Annotated in this window: 11 protein-coding genes and 1 tRNA gene; 8 read left to right on the top strand and 4 right to left on the bottom strand. The window is 70.7% G+C overall.

Going from position 1 to position 15493, the window contains the following annotated elements:
* Positions 1-97: 97 nt before the first annotated feature.
* Both OG202_RS24850 and OG202_RS24855 read right to left on the bottom strand, forming a co-directional pair.
* A complete protein-coding gene (locus OG202_RS24850; RefSeq protein ID WP_326580557.1) occupies positions 98-628 on the bottom strand; it encodes an FHA domain-containing protein FhaB/FipA in 531 nt (176 codons plus the stop codon).
* Between the two features lie 10 nt (positions 629-638).
* Positions 639-1484 carry a DUF3662 and FHA domain-containing protein gene (locus OG202_RS24855; RefSeq protein WP_326580555.1) on the bottom strand — a complete coding sequence of 282 codons (846 nt, stop codon included), beginning with the start codon at positions 1482-1484 and terminating at the stop codon, positions 639-641.
* A gap of 484 nt (positions 1485-1968) precedes the next feature.
* Here OG202_RS24855 and OG202_RS24860 point away from each other — a divergent pair.
* The 5 genes from OG202_RS24860 to OG202_RS24880 all read left to right on the top strand — a co-directional run bounded on the left by OG202_RS24860 (position 1969) and on the right by OG202_RS24880 (position 8870).
* Positions 1969-2052 (top strand) — tRNA-Leu (locus tag OG202_RS24860).
* A 451-nt stretch (positions 2053-2503) separates the two neighbouring features.
* Positions 2504-5314, top strand: a complete 2811-nt coding sequence (locus OG202_RS24865; RefSeq protein WP_328223601.1) for a beta-L-arabinofuranosidase domain-containing protein — start codon at positions 2504-2506, stop codon at positions 5312-5314.
* Between the two features lie 305 nt (positions 5315-5619).
* On the top strand, positions 5620-7080 hold the full coding sequence (locus OG202_RS24870) for a DUF2252 domain-containing protein (RefSeq protein ID WP_405894905.1): 1461 nt from the start codon (positions 5620-5622) through the stop codon (positions 7078-7080).
* A gap of 328 nt (positions 7081-7408) precedes the next feature.
* Positions 7409-8413, top strand: a complete 1005-nt coding sequence (locus OG202_RS24875; RefSeq protein WP_327728778.1) for a J domain-containing protein — start codon at positions 7409-7411, stop codon at positions 8411-8413.
* A gap of 127 nt (positions 8414-8540) precedes the next feature.
* Complete coding sequence (locus tag OG202_RS24880) at positions 8541-8870, top strand: rhodanese-like domain-containing protein (protein WP_326585723.1); 330 nt, start codon at positions 8541-8543, stop codon at positions 8868-8870.
* Between the two features lie 96 nt (positions 8871-8966).
* On the opposite strand, the gene OG202_RS24885 is transcribed toward OG202_RS24880, so the two are convergent.
* Positions 8967-10166: an acyl-CoA dehydrogenase family protein gene (locus tag OG202_RS24885; RefSeq protein ID WP_327728777.1), complete on the bottom strand. Its 1200-nt coding sequence runs from the start codon at positions 10164-10166 to the stop codon at positions 8967-8969.
* 364 nt (positions 10167-10530) lie between these two features.
* Between OG202_RS24885 and OG202_RS24890 the strand changes: the two genes are divergently transcribed.
* Genes OG202_RS24890 through OG202_RS24900 form a run of 3 tightly spaced genes read left to right on the top strand, consistent with a single transcriptional unit; the run spans position 10531 to position 13621 of the window.
* The gene (locus OG202_RS24890) at positions 10531-11514 is read left to right on the top strand and encodes a DUF5819 family protein (RefSeq protein WP_328223602.1); all 984 of its coding nucleotides are present in this window, start codon (positions 10531-10533) and stop codon (positions 11512-11514) included.
* A 41-nt stretch (positions 11515-11555) separates the two neighbouring features.
* The gene (locus OG202_RS24895) at positions 11556-12812 is read left to right on the top strand and encodes an HTTM domain-containing protein (protein ID WP_328224719.1); all 1257 of its coding nucleotides are present in this window, start codon (positions 11556-11558) and stop codon (positions 12810-12812) included.
* On the top strand, positions 12809-13621 hold the full coding sequence (locus OG202_RS24900; RefSeq protein WP_326580546.1) for a TrmH family RNA methyltransferase: 813 nt from the start codon (positions 12809-12811) through the stop codon (positions 13619-13621). The genes OG202_RS24895 and OG202_RS24900 overlap by 4 nt, the downstream gene beginning before the upstream one ends.
* Positions 13622-13719: 98 nt before the next feature.
* Here OG202_RS24900 and paaN read toward each other — a convergent pair whose 3' ends face one another.
* Positions 13720-15426, bottom strand: coding sequence for a phenylacetic acid degradation protein PaaN (gene paaN / locus OG202_RS24905; RefSeq protein ID WP_328223603.1), 1707 nt, complete (start codon positions 15424-15426; stop codon positions 13720-13722).
* Positions 15427-15493: the final 67 nt, after the last annotated feature.

The following is a 15493-nucleotide window of genomic DNA, read 5'->3' on the forward strand; positions in this document are numbered from 1 at the left end:
CGCACGGTGCCCACCCTCCGGTCGGGAGCGCGCCGGGACCCCTGGTGGGGGCCGCCGCTGCGTGCTCGCTCCGCTCGCGCCTATTCATGATGTAGCACTACTTCCGCAGCTCGATGACGGTCTTGCCGATGCGGATCGGCGCGCCCAGCGGGATCGGCGTGGGAGTCGTCAGTCGGTTCCGGTCGAGATACGTGCCGTTGGTGGACCCCAGGTCCTCGACGATCCACTGGCCGTCGCGGTCCGGGTAGATCCGGGCGTGTCGGCTGGAGGCGTAGTCGTCGTCCAGCACGATCGTGGAGTCGTGTGCGCGGCCCAGGGTGATGGTCTGGCCCTGTAGCGCCACGGTCGTACCCGTCAGCGTGCCCTCGCTGACGACGAGCTTGGTCGGGGCGTTGCGCCCGCGGCGGCCGCCGCCTCCGGTGGCGGGCGCGGGCTGCTGGCCGCGCTGCTGTGGGGGCGCGGCCTGACGGGCGGCCTGCTGTGGCCGCGCGGCCTCCCGGCGCGACCCCCGCTGGGTGACGCGCGTACCGAACAGGTCGCTGCGGATGACCTGCACGGCCACGATCACGAACAGCCACAGTACGGCTAGGAAACCCAGCCGCATGACCGTGAGGGTCAGCTCTGACATTGCCCCCGCTTCACCCTTCGGCTTGCCGGTAAATGATGGTGCTGCTGCCCACGACGATCCGCGAGCCGTCGCGGAGCGTAGCGCGGGTGGTGTGCTGCCCGTCCACCACGATGCCGTTGGTGGATCCGAGATCCTGGATCGTCGAGGGCGTTCCGGTCCGGATCTCGCAGTGCCGGCGGGAGACGCCGGGGTCGTCGATCCGCACGTCTGCTTCGGTGCTGCGCCCCAGCACCAGCGTCGGGCGGGAGATCTGATGGCGGGTGCCGTTGATCTCGATCCAGTAGCGCATGCGCCCACCGGCCGCGGGAGCGGCGGGCGGCCGCTGGCCGAGCTGGGCGGCGCCGGGACGGCCACCGCCGGGCGGCGGGGCGGCCGGCATGGGTGGGGCACCCGCGGGCGCCGGTGTGGGCGGGTAGCCGTAGCCACCGGGGCGGCCCGCCGCGGGGCTCGCCGGGGCACCCGAGGGGGCCTGCTGGTTGGTGGAGGAGGCGAGCGTACGGCTGCGCACGCGGTAGAGACCGGTGTCGAGGTCGTCGGCCTTCTCCAGATGGACCTTGATCGGGCCCATGAAGGTGTAGCGCTGCTGCTTGGCGTAGTCGCGCACCATTCCGGCGAGCTCGTCGCCGAGCTGGCCGGAGTAGGGGCTGAGGCGCTCGAAGTCGGGCGTGCTCAGCTCCACGATGAAGTCGTTGGGGACGACAGTCCGGTCGCGGTTCCAGATGGTCGCGTTGTTGTCGCACTCCCGCTGGAGTGCTCCCGCGATCTCCACGGGCTGGACCTCGGACTTGAACACCTTGGCGAAGGTGCCGTTGACCAGACCTTCGAGACGTTGCTCGAACTTCTTCAGGACTCCCATGGGGCACCTCCTCCGTCGTCACCGCTCTGCGTACCGCATCGGTACTGCTTACTGATCGTATCCACGCGCCGGGAAATCGGCTGGTTCCCCCTGTCGGCCCGGTCGACCGGTGTCACCCGGTATCGACGCCCACTGAAGTCCCCTCCCGGATTCCCTCCGGAGCTCCTCTTCGAACTACTCCGCGCGAACTCTGTCAAGGATCGTAGAGGCGGCGCGAGACCAGTGTCCCGCACCGGACTGTGCACCCTGTCCTTCTCCAGTGGAGATGGCCGGGACCGGTACGAGGTTGATACGTGAACCAGCACTCGTTGATACGTGGCCGGAAGGGGTGCGTGTTCGGTCCGTCCTGGTCGGCCGGGTCACGTCGCTGTGGCGTGGTGCCGGCCGCCGATAAGGGATGTGAAGCCACCCTTCCCATCGTGCTAATCTTCTCGATGTCGGAAGGCGCCAGCACCGCAAGGACGGGGCCCAGGACACACCCAATGCGCGGGTGGCGGAATAGGCAGACGCGCTGGATTCAGGTTCCAGTGCCCGCAAGGGCGTGGGGGTTCAACTCCCCCCTCGCGCACAGCGAAGCGGTCCCATCGTGATCAGGATGGGACCGCTTCTTTTTTGTCCGCTCACCCTGTGTGGGGAGGGGGCGGGTGGGGCGGCTGCGGGGCTCTGGAGTGTGAGGAGTCTCTCAGGGATTCGGTAAGGGCTTTCGGTATCCGGTGGCGCGGGACGGCGTGGGGGCGTGCCGCGTAACGCGTGCGCGGTCGGGAGTGTCGTCGGAGTCAGCATCAGGTGAATCGCCGTAGATGCGGATACGAACGATGTTTCACGTGAAACGGTCCCGAGCGCGCGATGGAGCCGTTCTGTCCTGGGTGTTGGCCCCGGCAAACCCGTCAGTACCGTTGACGCTCGCCTGTCGCATACCTATCTTCTGGTCGGTAATTCGCACATCGTTCGATATTTCGAACATGATCGGCTTTGCTCAATGCTCCGACACCCCCACACCTGCCAGAGACGAGGCGCACATGGCTCCGCCCCTCTCCAGACGCTTCCTCCTCCAGGCCGCGATACTCGCCGCGGCCGCTCCCGGAGTCTCCTTCGCGGCGGGCGGCGGCCGTGCGGTCGCCGCCACGGTGCCGACGCCTTCCGCCTGGTCGGTGCGGCCCTTCGAGCTCAAGGACGTGACGCTCGGCCAAGGGCTGTTCGCCGACAAACGGCAGTTGATGCTCGACCACGGTCGCGGCTACGACGTCGACCGGCTGTTGCAGGTTTTCCGCGCCAACGCGGGACTCTCCACCAAGGGTGCGGTCGCCCCCGGCGGCTGGGAGGGCCTCGACGGCGAGGCCAACGGCAACCTCCGTGGCCACTACACCGGGCACTTCCTGACGATGCTCGCGCAGGCCTATGCCGGCACAAAGGACACGGCCTACTCCGACAAGATCCGCTACATGATCGGCGCCCTGACCGACGTGCGCGCCGCGCTGCGCACCGGCCCGCGCATGCTCGCCGTCACCGGAAAGTTCGGCACCGCGCAGGAGAACGGTCGGGGTTCGTACCAGTACGTCGACCTGCCGAACAGCGTGCTCGGCGGCGCCTCGGCGATCACCCTGTCGGCCTGGGTGAAGCCCACCCACAACGCCAACTGGGCCCGCGTCTTCGACTTCGGCAACAACACCACCCGCTACATGTACCTGGCCTCCCGCAACGCGAGCGGCTTCCCGCGCTTCGCCGTCACGACCAACGGGCCCGGAGGGGAGCAGGGCCTCAACGGCACCGCCGCGCTGCCGCTCAACCAGTGGAGCCACCTCGCGGTGACGATCGGCGGCGGCACCGGCACGCTCTACGTCAACGGCACGGCCGTGGCGCAGAACACGTCGATGTCCCTCACTCCGGCGGCCCTCGGCACCCTGGCGAACAACTGGCTGGGCCGGTCCAATTTCTCCACCGACCCCGTCTTCGCGGGCGCGTTCGACGAGTTCAACGTCTGGTCGCGTGCGCTGACGGCCGCCGAGATCACCTCGCTCCAGAGCAATCGGGCGCCCGCCTCCTCGGCGGGGCGGGGCAACCTGGCCTCGTACGACTTCTTCGAGACCAGTGGCGGCACCTTCGCGGACGGCTCCGGTCGCGGCCTGACCGCCACCCTGCGCCGCACCTGGGGCGCGCCCAGCCATGCCGGGTTCCTGGCGGCGTACCCGGAGACGCAGTTCATCGAGCTGGAGTCGATGACCAGCGGCGACTACACGCGCGTGTGGGCGCCGTACTACACCGCGCACAAGATCCTGCGTGGTCTGCTGGACGCGTACCTGCATGTCGACGACGCGCGGGCGCTCGACCTGGCCTCGGGCCTGTGCGACTGGATGTACTCCAGGCTGTCGAAGCTGCCGGACGCCACGCTGCAGCGGATGTGGGGCATCTTCTCCAGCGGTGAGTACGGGGGCCTGGTCGAGGCGATCGTCGACCTGTACGCGATCACGGGCAAGGCCGACCATCTCGCCCTGGCCAAGCTGTTCGACCTGGACAAGCTCATCGACGCCTGTGCCGCGAACACGGACACGCTCGACGGTCTGCACGCCAACCAGCACATCCCGATCTTCACCGGGCTCACGCGGCTGTACGACGTCACGGGCGAGGCGCGCTATCTGACCGCCGCGAAGAACTTCTGGGGCATGGTGATCCCCCAGCGCATGTACGGGATCGGAGGCACCAGCACGGGCGAGTTCTGGAAGGCGCGCGGGGTCATCTCGGGGACGATCAGCGACACCAACGCCGAGACCTGCTGCGCGTACAACCTGCTCAAGCTGAGCCGGAGCCTGTTCTTCCACGAGCAGGACCCGAAGTACATGGACTACTACGAGCGGGCCCTGCTCAACCAGGTCCTCGGTTCCAAGCAGGACAAGGCCGACGCGGAGAAGCCGCTGGTCACGTACTTCATCGGGCTCACCCCGGGGCATGTGCGCGACTACACCCCCAAGCAGGGCACCACCTGCTGCGAGGGCACCGGCATGGAGAGCGCCACCAAGTACCAGGACTCGGTGTACTTCACCAAGGCCGACGGCAGCGCGCTGTACGTCAACCTGTACAGCGCCGCCACGCTGAACTGGTCCGCGAAGGGCGTGACGGTCGCCCAGAGCACCGACTATCCCCGGGAGCAGGGCTCCACGATCACCGTCGGGGGCGGCAGCGCGGCCTTCGAGCTGCGGCTGCGGGTGCCGTCCTGGGCCACCGCCGGCTTCCGGGTGACCGTCAACGGCAGTGCGGTGAGCGGCACACCGGCCGCGGGGAGCTACTTCACGATCCCCTCCCGCACGTGGCGCGGCGGGGACGTCGTACGCGTGACGATGCCGTTCCGGCTGCGGGTGGAGAAGGCCCTCGACGACCCGTCGCTCCAGACGCTGTTCTACGGGCCGGTCAACCTGGTCGGCAGGAGCAGCGGTACGAGCCATCTGTCGGTCGGGCTGTACCGCAACGCCGGCCTCTCCGGCGATCTGCTGCCCTCCCTCGCCCCGGTGAGCGGAAAGCCGCTGCACTACACGCTGGGCGGCATCGAATTCGTTCCCTTCTACGAAGGGAACGAGGACCCGACCCATGCGTACGTCAAGCGCTCCGAACCGAAGGTCGTCCTCGGAGGCACCGACTCGGGCGTCGCCAACCCGGCGAAGTCGAACGGCACGACCCTGCTCGACGAGATCTGGGCCGGGGCGCCGTTCGCCGACAAGGGGGCGCTGGTGGCGCGCGTGCAGTCGACCGTCGGCTCGTGGGTGTCGGCCGGGCTGCTGAGCCAGGCCGACGGGCAGAAGGTGGTGACCACCGCGCAGAACGCCACGTACGCCGCCTGACGGCACGGGCGGCCGCTCCTTCGGTGGGGGCGGCCGCCCTTCGCGTTCGCGTTCTCCGGAAGGTCTACGCGGCGAGGCGTTCGGCCAGCTCCTTGGCCTTGACGACGGCGTCGTCAAGGACTTTGGTCCGAGAAGCCTCCAAAAGCGTCTGCGGGCCGACTCAGTGGTGCGCGGGCCGGGTTTTCCACAGGTGGGGACGGGTGGGGCGCGGAGTTGTCCACAGGGTCTGACGCGTTTCGGCCACCGGCTGTACCGTCTCACGAGTTGATGTTCGTGCGGGGACATGTGCGGGGGAGGCGGTCAGCGTGACCGAGACCGATACGACGACGGCGGTGCCGGCGGATTCCGGACAGACCGGGGCGGTGGTGCCGCGGTCGTCCGGTGCGCGGGTGCCGGGGGTGGCGGGGTTCGCCGGGTGGCCCGCGGTGGGGTCGCCCAAGGACGAGGGCAAGGCGCTGCGTACGCGGGTGCCCCGCAGTGCGCACGCGGACCTGACGCTCACCACCGACCGGCCGGACGCGGTGTCCGCGGTGGAGGAGTCCAACCGAGGCCGGATCGCCAACCTCACCCCGATAAGGGTCGGCAGGATGGCGGCCACCCCCTTCGCTTTCCTGCGCGGCTCGGCGGGCCTGATGGCCCACGACCTCGCCCGTACGCCCATGACCGGCATCGGCACCCAGATCTGCGGCGACGCCCACGCGGCCAACTTCGGCCTGTACGGGGATGCCCGTGGCGGCCTCGTGATGGACCTCAACGACTTCGACGAGACCGTGCACGGTCCCTGGGAGTGGGACCTCAAGCGCCTCGCCGCCTCTCTGGTGCTCGCCGGCCGCGAGGCGGGCGCCGACGAGGACATCTGCCGCAAGGCGGCGTACGACGCGACGGGGGCCTATCGGCGCACGATGCGGCTCCTCGCCAAGCTCTCGGCGCTCGACGCCTGGAACGCCATCGCGGACGAGGAACTGGTCTCCCACACCGACGCCCACGACCTGCTGGGCACACTGGAGCGGGTCTCGGAGAAGGCGCGCGCCAACACGAGCGGCCGGTTCGCGGCCAGGGCGACCCGGCAGGTGGAGGGCGGCGGCCGCCACTTCGTGGACGCTCCGCCGGTGCTGCGCCGCGTGGACGACGAGGAGGCGGCGGTGGTGGCCACCTCTCTGACGCAGTACCTGACCACGCTCTCGGAGGACCGCCACCCGCTGCTCGCCCGGTACGCCGTGCACGACGTGGCGTTCCGCGTGGTCGGCACCGGCAGTGTGGGCACCCGCTCGTACGTCGTCCTGCTCCTGGATCATCGCGGTGAACCGCTCGTCCTCCAGGTGAAGGAGGCCCGCCCTTCGGCGCTGGAGCCGCACCTCGCGACCGCCGGCTTCGAGGTGCCGGAGGTGGACCACGAGGGACGACGGGTGGTCCTCGGCCAGAAGCGCATGCAGGTCGTCAGCGACATCTTGCTGGGCTGGACCACGGTCGACGGGTTTCCCTTCCAGGTACGCCAGTTCCGCAACCGCAAGGGCAGCGTCGACCCGGCGGCCCTGGCCGCCGACCAGATCGACGACTACGGCCGCATGACCGGCGCTCTCCTCGCGCGCGCTCACGCCCACAGCGCCGATCCCCGTCTCATCGCCGGCTACTGCGGCAAGAACGACGAACTCGACGAGGCGACGGCCACGTTCGCCGTGACCTACGCGGACCGCACGGAGGCGGACCACGCGGACCTGGTGGAGGCTGTGCGGGCGGGGCGGATCGCTGCGGAGACGGGGGTCTGAGGCGAGGGCTGACGGGGGTGCCGGGGCGGCTGGGGGTGTTCGGTCGGCCGGGGCGCCCAGGTCGGTGGGGTACTTGAGCACGCGGAATATGTCGAGGCGGTCGGGGCGGCCGACAGGCGTCCAGGGTGTCCGGAGTGGTCAGAGTGTCCGGAGTGGTCAGGGTGTCCGGGGTGGTCGGGGGTGGCCGAGGGGACGGTGTCCGGATGCGGCGGCTGAGTCCCGGGCTGTGTCGGCCGGGCGGTCGGATGTGGCGTGGGTGTTCTCACTCCGTACCGGCGTCTTCGGTGGCTTTCGGTCGGGCCTGGAGCCGTGGCCTAGGCTGGGTCGGGTGACGACCCCGGAAGCCGATCAGACACCGTCCGAGCGCCCCGCCGAGCCCGTGGAGCCCGATGAGGGCACGGAGCCTGTAGAAGGCACTGCACCGGCTGAGGGCACGATCCCCGCTGAGGGCGCGGCGTCTGACGAGGGCGCGGCCTCGGCTGACGAGGAGGCCTCCGCCGAGGGGCCTGCTTCCACCGAGGGGGCGGCTTCCACCGAGGGCGCGGGCTCGGGGCGTCCTGAGGACCGGTTGGAGCGGGCCGTGCGGGCGGCCGAGCAGGCGTTGATCGAGTACGAGATCGCCGTGGAGACCTTCCGGGTCGAGGTGGAGAACTTCTCCCGGTTGCACCACCAGAGGCTCGGCCCCGTGTACGCGCGGCTGGACGAGCTGGACGCCCAGATCGCCGAGGCCAAGGCGGCGCGCACCGGCGACCCCGAGGATGTGCGCAAGGCTCAGGAGGCGCGGGCCCGGGTCATGCCCATGCCGGGCGTGGAGGAACTTTTCCACGGCTGGATGGACTCGGAGGGCCTGTTCCCCGAGGCGGCGGCCATGCTCACCGACCAGCCGGTACGGTCCCCGGAGCGGGTGCGCCCCAGCGACGAGGCCCGCAGGCTCTACCGCGAGCTGGTCCGCAAGGCCCACCCCGACCTGGCGCAGGACGACAAGGAGCGGGAGCGGCGGGGCGAGTTCATAGCTCGGGTGAACGCCGCGTACGCCCGGGGTGACGAAGTGCTGCTGCGGGAGCTGTCCGAGGAGTGGGCGGCCGGGCCCGTGCCGGAGGAGCGCAGGCCGAGTCGCGCGGAGGAGCTGTACGCCCGGCTCGAATGGCTCGCCCAGCGCAAGGAGCTTCTCGCTCTCGTCGCCCGGGATCTGGAGGAGGGTGCCATCGGCTCGATGCTCCGCCTCGCCCCGGACGACCCCGACCGCCTCCTCGAGGAGATCGCCGACCAGCTGCTGGCGGAGGTCGAACAGCGGGAAGCCGAGCTGGCGGGACTGCTCGGCCGACAGGAATAGCCGAGGTCTGGTCCTGCCCGGTCGGACTGTGGGGCGCGGGCCGTCGGCAGTCCGGTCGGACGGTCGGGGGCGGGGGCCGTCGGCTGTCCGGTCGGGTAGCGTCGTAGGCATGCATTTCGGAGCTGGTGTGCCCACGGTCGAGGTCGGAGACCTCAAGGACGACGACTTCCTGCTGGACGTCCGGGAGGACGACGAGTGGCAGGCGGGTCATGCCGAAGGGGCGCTGCACATCCCCATCAGTGAGTTCGTGGCGCGCTACGGCGAGGTGACCGAAGCGGCCCCGCAGGACGGCAGGATCCACGTGATCTGCCGCTCGGGCGGGCGTTCGGCGCAGGTCACCACGTATCTCGTCCAGCAGGGCATCGACGCCGTGAACGTGGACGGCGGCATGCAGGTCTGGGCGGCCGCCGGTCGTCCGGTGGTGGACGACAAGGGCGGGGCCGGGTTCGTTCTCTAGGGAACGTCGTTCTCCGGGGCACGTGCGGCGGAACCGCAGGTGGACGGGGGCGCGCAGGCCGGATGTGCGCGCCCCGGGGCGTGGCGTGCGCGACGCTCAGCCCAGTGGGTGTGCCGCGAGAAGGTCGCCCAGCGCCTCCTCGTGGGCCGCTGCGGGGCCGAGTGACAGTTCGAGGTGCTTGGCCCAGGCGTGATAGCGGTGCAGGGGGTAGTCGACGTCGGCACCGAAGCCCCCGTGCAGATGCTGTGCGGTCTGCACCACCCGTCGTACCCCCTCCGAGGCCCAGATCTTGGCCACGGCGACATCTCCGGCGGCGGGTAGCGCGCCGCCCGCTCCGGAGGTGATCCGCCAGGCGGCCTGCCACAGCGTCGCCTCCATCGCGCGCAGGTCGATGAAGCGGTCGGCGGCCTGTACGGCGACGGCCTGGAACGAGGCGATCGGGAAGCCGAACTGTTCTCGCTTGCCGGCGTATTCGCTGGTCATGCCGAGTACGCCTTCACCCAGCCCGAGCGCCAGCGCGCACGTTCCGGTGGCCAGCAGCTCCCGCAGCCGCTCCCACGCGCCCTCCGCGTCGATGACGTCCCGCGCGGCGATCCGTGCCGACTCCAGCCGCAGCTCCGCCAGGCGTTCGCCGGCGGTGGAGACCTGGTCGGCGAGCGTCACCCCTGCGTGGACGCGGGGCACGAGAGCGAGCACGGCCCGGCCGTCGGCAACGGTGGCCGAGTCCTGCTCGCCGCCGTCGGCGGAGACACCGGGGGTGACCGACTCCGGGGCGACCGTGGCGGGGACGACGACGAAGTCCGCGTTGTGGGCCCAGGGCACCGCCGTCTGCATGCCGTCCAGGACCCAGACGCCGTCGACGTCCCGTCGCGCGGTCACGGCGAGTTCGGCCGGGTCGTGGCCGGTGCGGCCCTGCGCGGCGACGGTCAGGACGACCTCGCCCCGGCCTACGCGGGCGAGCAGGTCCGCCTTCAGCTCCTCGCTCCCGTGCGCCTGTACGGCCACCGCGGCCGCGGTGCTCTCCAGCAGCGGTCCCCTGGCCAGTACCTTCGCAGACTCCCGCAGCACCAGACACAGCGCGATCGGGTCGAGGCCCGAGCCGCCGTACGAGGGGTCGAGTAACAGGCTCAGCAGGTCCGCGTCGGCGAGCTTCGCCCAGAGGGCCCGGTCGAAGTCGTCGGCCACGGCCCCCGGCACGAGCGACGGACTCGGTACCCCGTCCGGGGCGACCCCGGCGAACACCGCCCTCGCCGCCCCGGCCGCCGCCTGCTGCTCCTCGGTGAAGGTGAAGTCCACGGTCCCGCCCCTTCCGTGTCGCCGATGACGGGGCGTCAAGATAGAACAGGTTCTAGAAGAAGGGAATGGCGTGGGTCGAGGCGGTGGCCGAGCCGCAGGCAGAGCGGGCAGAGCGGGCAGGGGGCAGGCGACAGAGCGGGCAGAGCAGGCAGAGGGCAGGCGACAGAGCGGCGAGGTGGCTTTCGGGAGAGGCGGACCACACCGCGCCGTAAGGTGTCCCCCGCTGTGGATAACCTCATCAGTGCCGTGCGAGCGGTGTGACGATGTGACTGCTGTGGCTATCGGGGCTGTGCCGGAGGAACGCGGCTGAGTAGGTTCCGGTGGGGAAGTGGACCGGGTAGTGGGAATCGGGGAGCTGGGCGGAATGGACGCGAACGACGAGGTCTCGAACGCCCGGCCAGGGCCGGACGAGCCCGAGGGCTCCGCCTCCACGAGCGATGCGAACCCGCAGCCCCGGCCTCCCCGGCAGAACTCCGACCCGGATCCGCTGCCCGACCAGGATCCGGATCCGCATCCGGCCCAGGAACCCGTGGCCTCGTCCCTGCGTCGGGAGCCGTCGGGATCGCCATCGGAATTGCCATCGGAATTGCCGTCGGAGTCGCCTCCCCCGCCGCGACCGGCGGAGATAGCCGAGCCGGCGCAGCCGGCCTCGGGTATCGCCGCCCTCACCCTGCCGTACCAGATCGCCGTGGCGCTCGTGCTCGCGGTCGTGGCGGTGGCGACCTGCGCGCATCTCGGGCTGGTGTTTCTCCATATCGCACCCTCGAACACGCTGACGAAGCAGCACGGCCGGGCGGTGGACGAGTGGGTGTACCCGGAATTCGAGCAGAACTGGAAGCTGTTCGCGCCGAACCCGTTGCAGCAGAACATCGCGGTGCAGGCGCGCGCCGAGATCCGCACCGCTGACGGCGAGGTGCGTGCGACCGGCTGGTACGACCTGTCGGCGCTGGACGGCGCCGCGATCGACCGCAATCCGGTGCCGAGCCACGCGCAGCAGAACGAACTGCGACGGGCCTGGGACTTCTACACGGCCACGCATGACGGCGAGCACCGCGCCACCTCGTCGCGCGGCGATCTGTCCCAGCGCTATGTGCGCCGCATCGTGGTGATGCGCCTCGACCGCGAGCAGGCCGGTGGCCCGGGCGGTGTGATCGAGCGGATCCAGCTCCGCTCCCGTACCACCAATGTGGAGCCGCCCGACTGGAGCGAGGAAAAGGTGTCCGACAAGCCCGTCGTCAGTGAGCTGCCCTGGTGGCCGGTGACCGACGACGACCGCACGGACGCCGCCGCCAACGCGGCCGGCGTCGGTCCGGCCGTCACGGGTCGGACGGAGGCGAGCGCCGGATGAACTCCCTGAGGACGACCGACCCGGCCCGGCCGGTGAGCCCGATGGGGCGCCTCGCCGCCGCGATGGGCAACGGGATCACCCGCGTCACGGATCGCGCGCTGGGCCCGTACCAGAGCGCGATCATCCGTATCGGCTTCTCCTTGACCTGGCTGTTGTTCCTGCTGCGCGAGTTCCCGCACCGGCGCGAGTTGTACGGCCCCGACGGGCCCTGGAGCTGGGAGCTGGCCCAGCAGCTGACCGCGAACAACGACGCCTTCACGGTACTGATGTGGTCCGACAGCATGGTGTGGTTCGAGATCGTCTACGCCGTCGCCATCCTGTCCACTTTTGCGCTGCTGCTCGGCTGGCGCACCCGCGCCGCGAGCGTGCTCTTCATGGTGGGCGTCTTCTCACTGCAGAACCGCAGTGTCTTCATGGGCGACGGCGGCGACAACGTCATCCACCTCATGGCGATGTATCTCGTCTTCGTCCGCTGCGCCCAGGTCTGGTCGCTGGACGCGCGGCGCGCACGGCGCACGCGCGAGCGCCTGGCGCGGGTCGGCGAGGCGCCGGTTGACCGGGTCGGCCCCGCCCTGTGGTGCGTGCTCGGGTTCGCGCTGCTGGTGGCGACGTTCGGCGGTCTGATTCCCGGCGGTCTGCTGGGCGGCTGGCTGACGTTCTTCTGGGGGCTGTGGGCGGTGCACGCCCTGTGGTGGGCTGCCGGCCGCATCGACGCGGACACCAAGCCGCGGGTGCTGCTCGACATCGTCGGCAACCTCGCGCACAACGCCGCCCTGGTCGTGATCATGGCCGAGGCGTGTCTGATCTACGCGGCGGCCGGCTGGTACAAGATCCAGGGCTCGCGCTGGCAGGACGGCACGGCCGCCTACTACCCGTTCCACCTGGACTACTTCTCGCCCTGGGCCGCGCTGTCCGACCTGATGTCCTCCAGCGGCACGATGGTGATGCTGGTGACGTACGGGACGGTGATCGTGCAGGTCGCCTTCCCGTTCACGCTCTTCAACCGGCGCGTCAAGAACGTCCTGCTGGCGGTCATGATGACCGAGCACGCCGTGATCGCCGTCGTGCTGGGACTGCCGTTCTTCTCGCTCGCGATGATCGCCGCCGACGCCGTCTTCCTGCCGACGCCCTTCCTGAAGCGCCTGGGCGGCCTGGTGGCACGCGCGCGGGACCGCGTCGTCCGTCGTGTGCTGCCGGGGCGCGGCCGTACGGTCCCGGGCCCGCGCGACCCGGAGCAGCCACCGCTCCCCCAGGAGAAGGAGACGGCCGAGCGGGCCCACGTAGGTTTCACCGCATGAACGATCCGGTGAGCGCACCACAGGACGGACCGGCAGGTGGCCCGGTGACCGGATCGACCGCTCGCCCGGCGGGCGACACCGTGCGGACCTGGCACCGCCTCGCCGACACCGCCGTATTGCTCGACGGCTTCCACGCCCTCAAGCACGCCGTGCGCTTCGGTGCCGAGGTACAGGTGGCCGTCACCGCCGACCGCGCGGCGGCGCTGGCCCTCGCCGACGATCTGGCCCCGGACGTACGGGACCGGCTCGTGGATCTCCTCCAGGAGGTTCCGGAGGAGACGTACCGGACTCTCGTGCCGCGCCCGCACCCCACCGCCGTCGCCGCCCTGGCCGTACGCCCGTCGCGCGCGGCCCATCTGGCGGCGCTCGCCCACACCCCGCGCACCGCTCCCGTCGTCGTCCTCGACCATCCGCGCAACCTGGGCAACGCGGGGGCGGTGATCCGGCTGGCCGCCGGTTTCGGCGCGACCGGTGTGGTCACCACGGGGACTCTGGATCCCTGGCATCCCACGGTCGTACGCGGCGGGGCGGGCCTGCACTTCGCCACCGCCGTCGAGCACCTGGAGGTGGCCGATCTGCCCCCGGGGCCGCTCTTCGCGCTCGACCCCGAGGGCGACGACATCCGGGGCGTGAAGCTCCCGGACGACGCCGTCCTGGCCTTCGGCTCCGAACGCAGTGGCCTGTCCACCGAACTCCGTGCCCGGGCCGATCACTTGCTGTCCCTGCCGATGCGCCCCCAGGTCTCCAGCTACAACCTGGCGACCAGCGTGGCGATGACGCTGTACCACTGGAGCGCGGGTTCCCCTTGAGGGCGGTCCAGCTGAACCGCGCCCCCGTTCTCAGGCGCGTGGGGAACCGCGCGGCCAGCCGTCACGGACCCGCGGTCGCCCCACGCCACGAGCAACCCCTACGCCTCGCGCCGGACCTCGACCACCCGGAACCGGTTGGCGACGAACGCCCCGTCGCAGAGAGCCGCGTTGGCCGCCGGGTTCCCACCGGACCCGTGGAAGTCGGAGAACGCCGCGGTCTGGTTCACATACACCCCGCCCGTGAGGTTCAGCGACAGCTGCGCGCACTCGTCCAGGCAGACCTCCTCGACGGCATCGGCCACCGCGTCGGAGGTGGTGTACGCGCCGACGGTCATCGCGCCCTTGTCGGCGATGGTCCGGCGCAGCAACTCCACCCCGTCCGTCGCCGAGTCGACGGCGACGGCGAACGACACCGGGCCGAAGCACTCGCTCATGTACGCGGCCTCGTCGTCGGTCCGCTCCCAGTACTTCCGCGCGCCGTCGAGCTTCACGATCACCGGCGTGCGGACGACCGCGCCGGGGAACTCGGGGTTGGTGATCTCCCGTGAGGCGAGGGCGACCTCGCCGAGCGACGCGGCCGCTTCGAGGCGGGCCTTGACGTCGGGGTTGACGATCGCGCCGAGCAGGGCGTTCGCGCGTGCGTCGTCGCCCAGCAGGCCGCCGACCGACTGGGCGAGGTCGGCGACGACCTCGTCGTAGGACTTGGGGCCCACGTCGGTGGTGATGCCGTCGCGGGGGATGAGCAGGTTCTGCGGGGTGGTGCACATCTGGCCGCTGTACAGGGACAGCGAGAAGGCCAGGTTGGAGAGCATGCCCTGGTAGTCGTCGGTGGAGTCGACGAGCACCGTGTTGACGCCGGCCTTCTCCGTGTAGACCTCCGCCTGGCGGGCGTTCGCTTCCAGCCAGTCGCCGAAGGACGTCGATCCGGTGTAGTCGATGATGCGGATCTCCGGGCGGGTGGCCAGGTCCTTCGCGATGCCCTCGCCGGGGCGTTCGGCGGCCAGCGCGACCAGGTTGGGGTCGAAACCGGCCTCGGTGAGGACCTCGCGGGCGACCTGGACGGTGAGGGCGAGCGGCAGCACCGCGCGCGGGTGGGGCTTCACGAGGACCGCGTTGCCGGTGGCGAGGGAGGCGAACAGGCCCGGGTAGCCGTTCCAGGTCGGGAAGGTGTTGCAGCCGATGAGGAGGGCGATGCCGCGCGGCACCGGCTTGAACCGCTTGGTGAGCGTGAGCGGGTCGCGCTTGCCCTGGGGCTTGATCCACTCCGCGTTGTCGGGGGTGCGGACCTGCTCCGCGTACGCGTACGTCACCGCTTCCAGGCCTCGGTCCTGGGCATGCGGGCCACCTGCCTGGAAGGCCATCATGAAGGCCTGACCGCTGGTGTGCATGACCGCGTGGGCGAACTCGTGGGTGCGGTCGCTGATCCGCTTGAGGATCTCCAGACACACCGCCGCGCGCGCCTGAGCGCCTGCGTCGCGCCACGCGCGCTGGCCCGCCTTCATGGCGGGCAGCAGCGTGTCGACGTCCGCGTGCGGGTAGGTGACGCCCAGCTCGATGCCGTACGGGGAGACCTCGCCGCCCACCCAGTCGTCGGTGCCGGGCTGACCGAGGTCGAGGCGGGTGCCGAGGAGGGCGTCGAAGGCGGCCTTGCCCTCGGCCATGCCCAGGCTGCCGTTCTCTCCGTACGCCTTCGGGTGCTCGGGGTGGGGCGACCAGTACGCGCGCGTGCGGATCGCTTCCAGCGCCTGGTCGAGGGTGGCCCGGTGCTTGGCGATCAGGGTGTGCGCGGACGGTTCGGCGGCCATGCTTGACCAACTCCTCACGTCAGGGGGCTCTTCTTCGAGCTCTGACCTGGGCAGGACAGAGTCGAGA

It is taken from the genome of Streptomyces sp. NBC_00310, assembly GCF_036208085.1.
Lineage (GTDB): Bacteria > Actinomycetota > Actinomycetes > Streptomycetales > Streptomycetaceae > Streptomyces.

Excerpts from the sequence above, each read along its gene's own strand:
- OG202_RS24895 (WP_328224719.1), top strand. The coding sequence starts at position 11,556 with ATGGGGCGCCTCGCCGCCGCGATGGGCAACGGGATCACCCGCGTCACG.
- OG202_RS24855 (WP_326580555.1), bottom strand. The coding sequence starts at position 1,484 with ATGGGAGTCCTGAAGAAGTTCGAGCAACGTCTCGAAGGTCTGGTCAAC.
- OG202_RS24890 (WP_328223602.1), top strand. The coding sequence starts at position 10,531 with ATGGACGCGAACGACGAGGTCTCGAACGCCCGGCCAGGGCCGGACGAG.
- paaN (WP_328223603.1), bottom strand. The coding sequence starts at position 15,426 with ATGGCCGCCGAACCGTCCGCGCACACCCTGATCGCCAAGCACCGGGCC.
- OG202_RS24900 (WP_326580546.1), top strand. The coding sequence starts at position 12,809 with ATGAACGATCCGGTGAGCGCACCACAGGACGGACCGGCAGGTGGCCCG.
- OG202_RS24865 (WP_328223601.1), top strand. The coding sequence starts at position 2,504 with ATGGCTCCGCCCCTCTCCAGACGCTTCCTCCTCCAGGCCGCGATACTC.
- OG202_RS24850 (WP_326580557.1), bottom strand. The coding sequence starts at position 628 with ATGTCAGAGCTGACCCTCACGGTCATGCGGCTGGGTTTCCTAGCCGTA.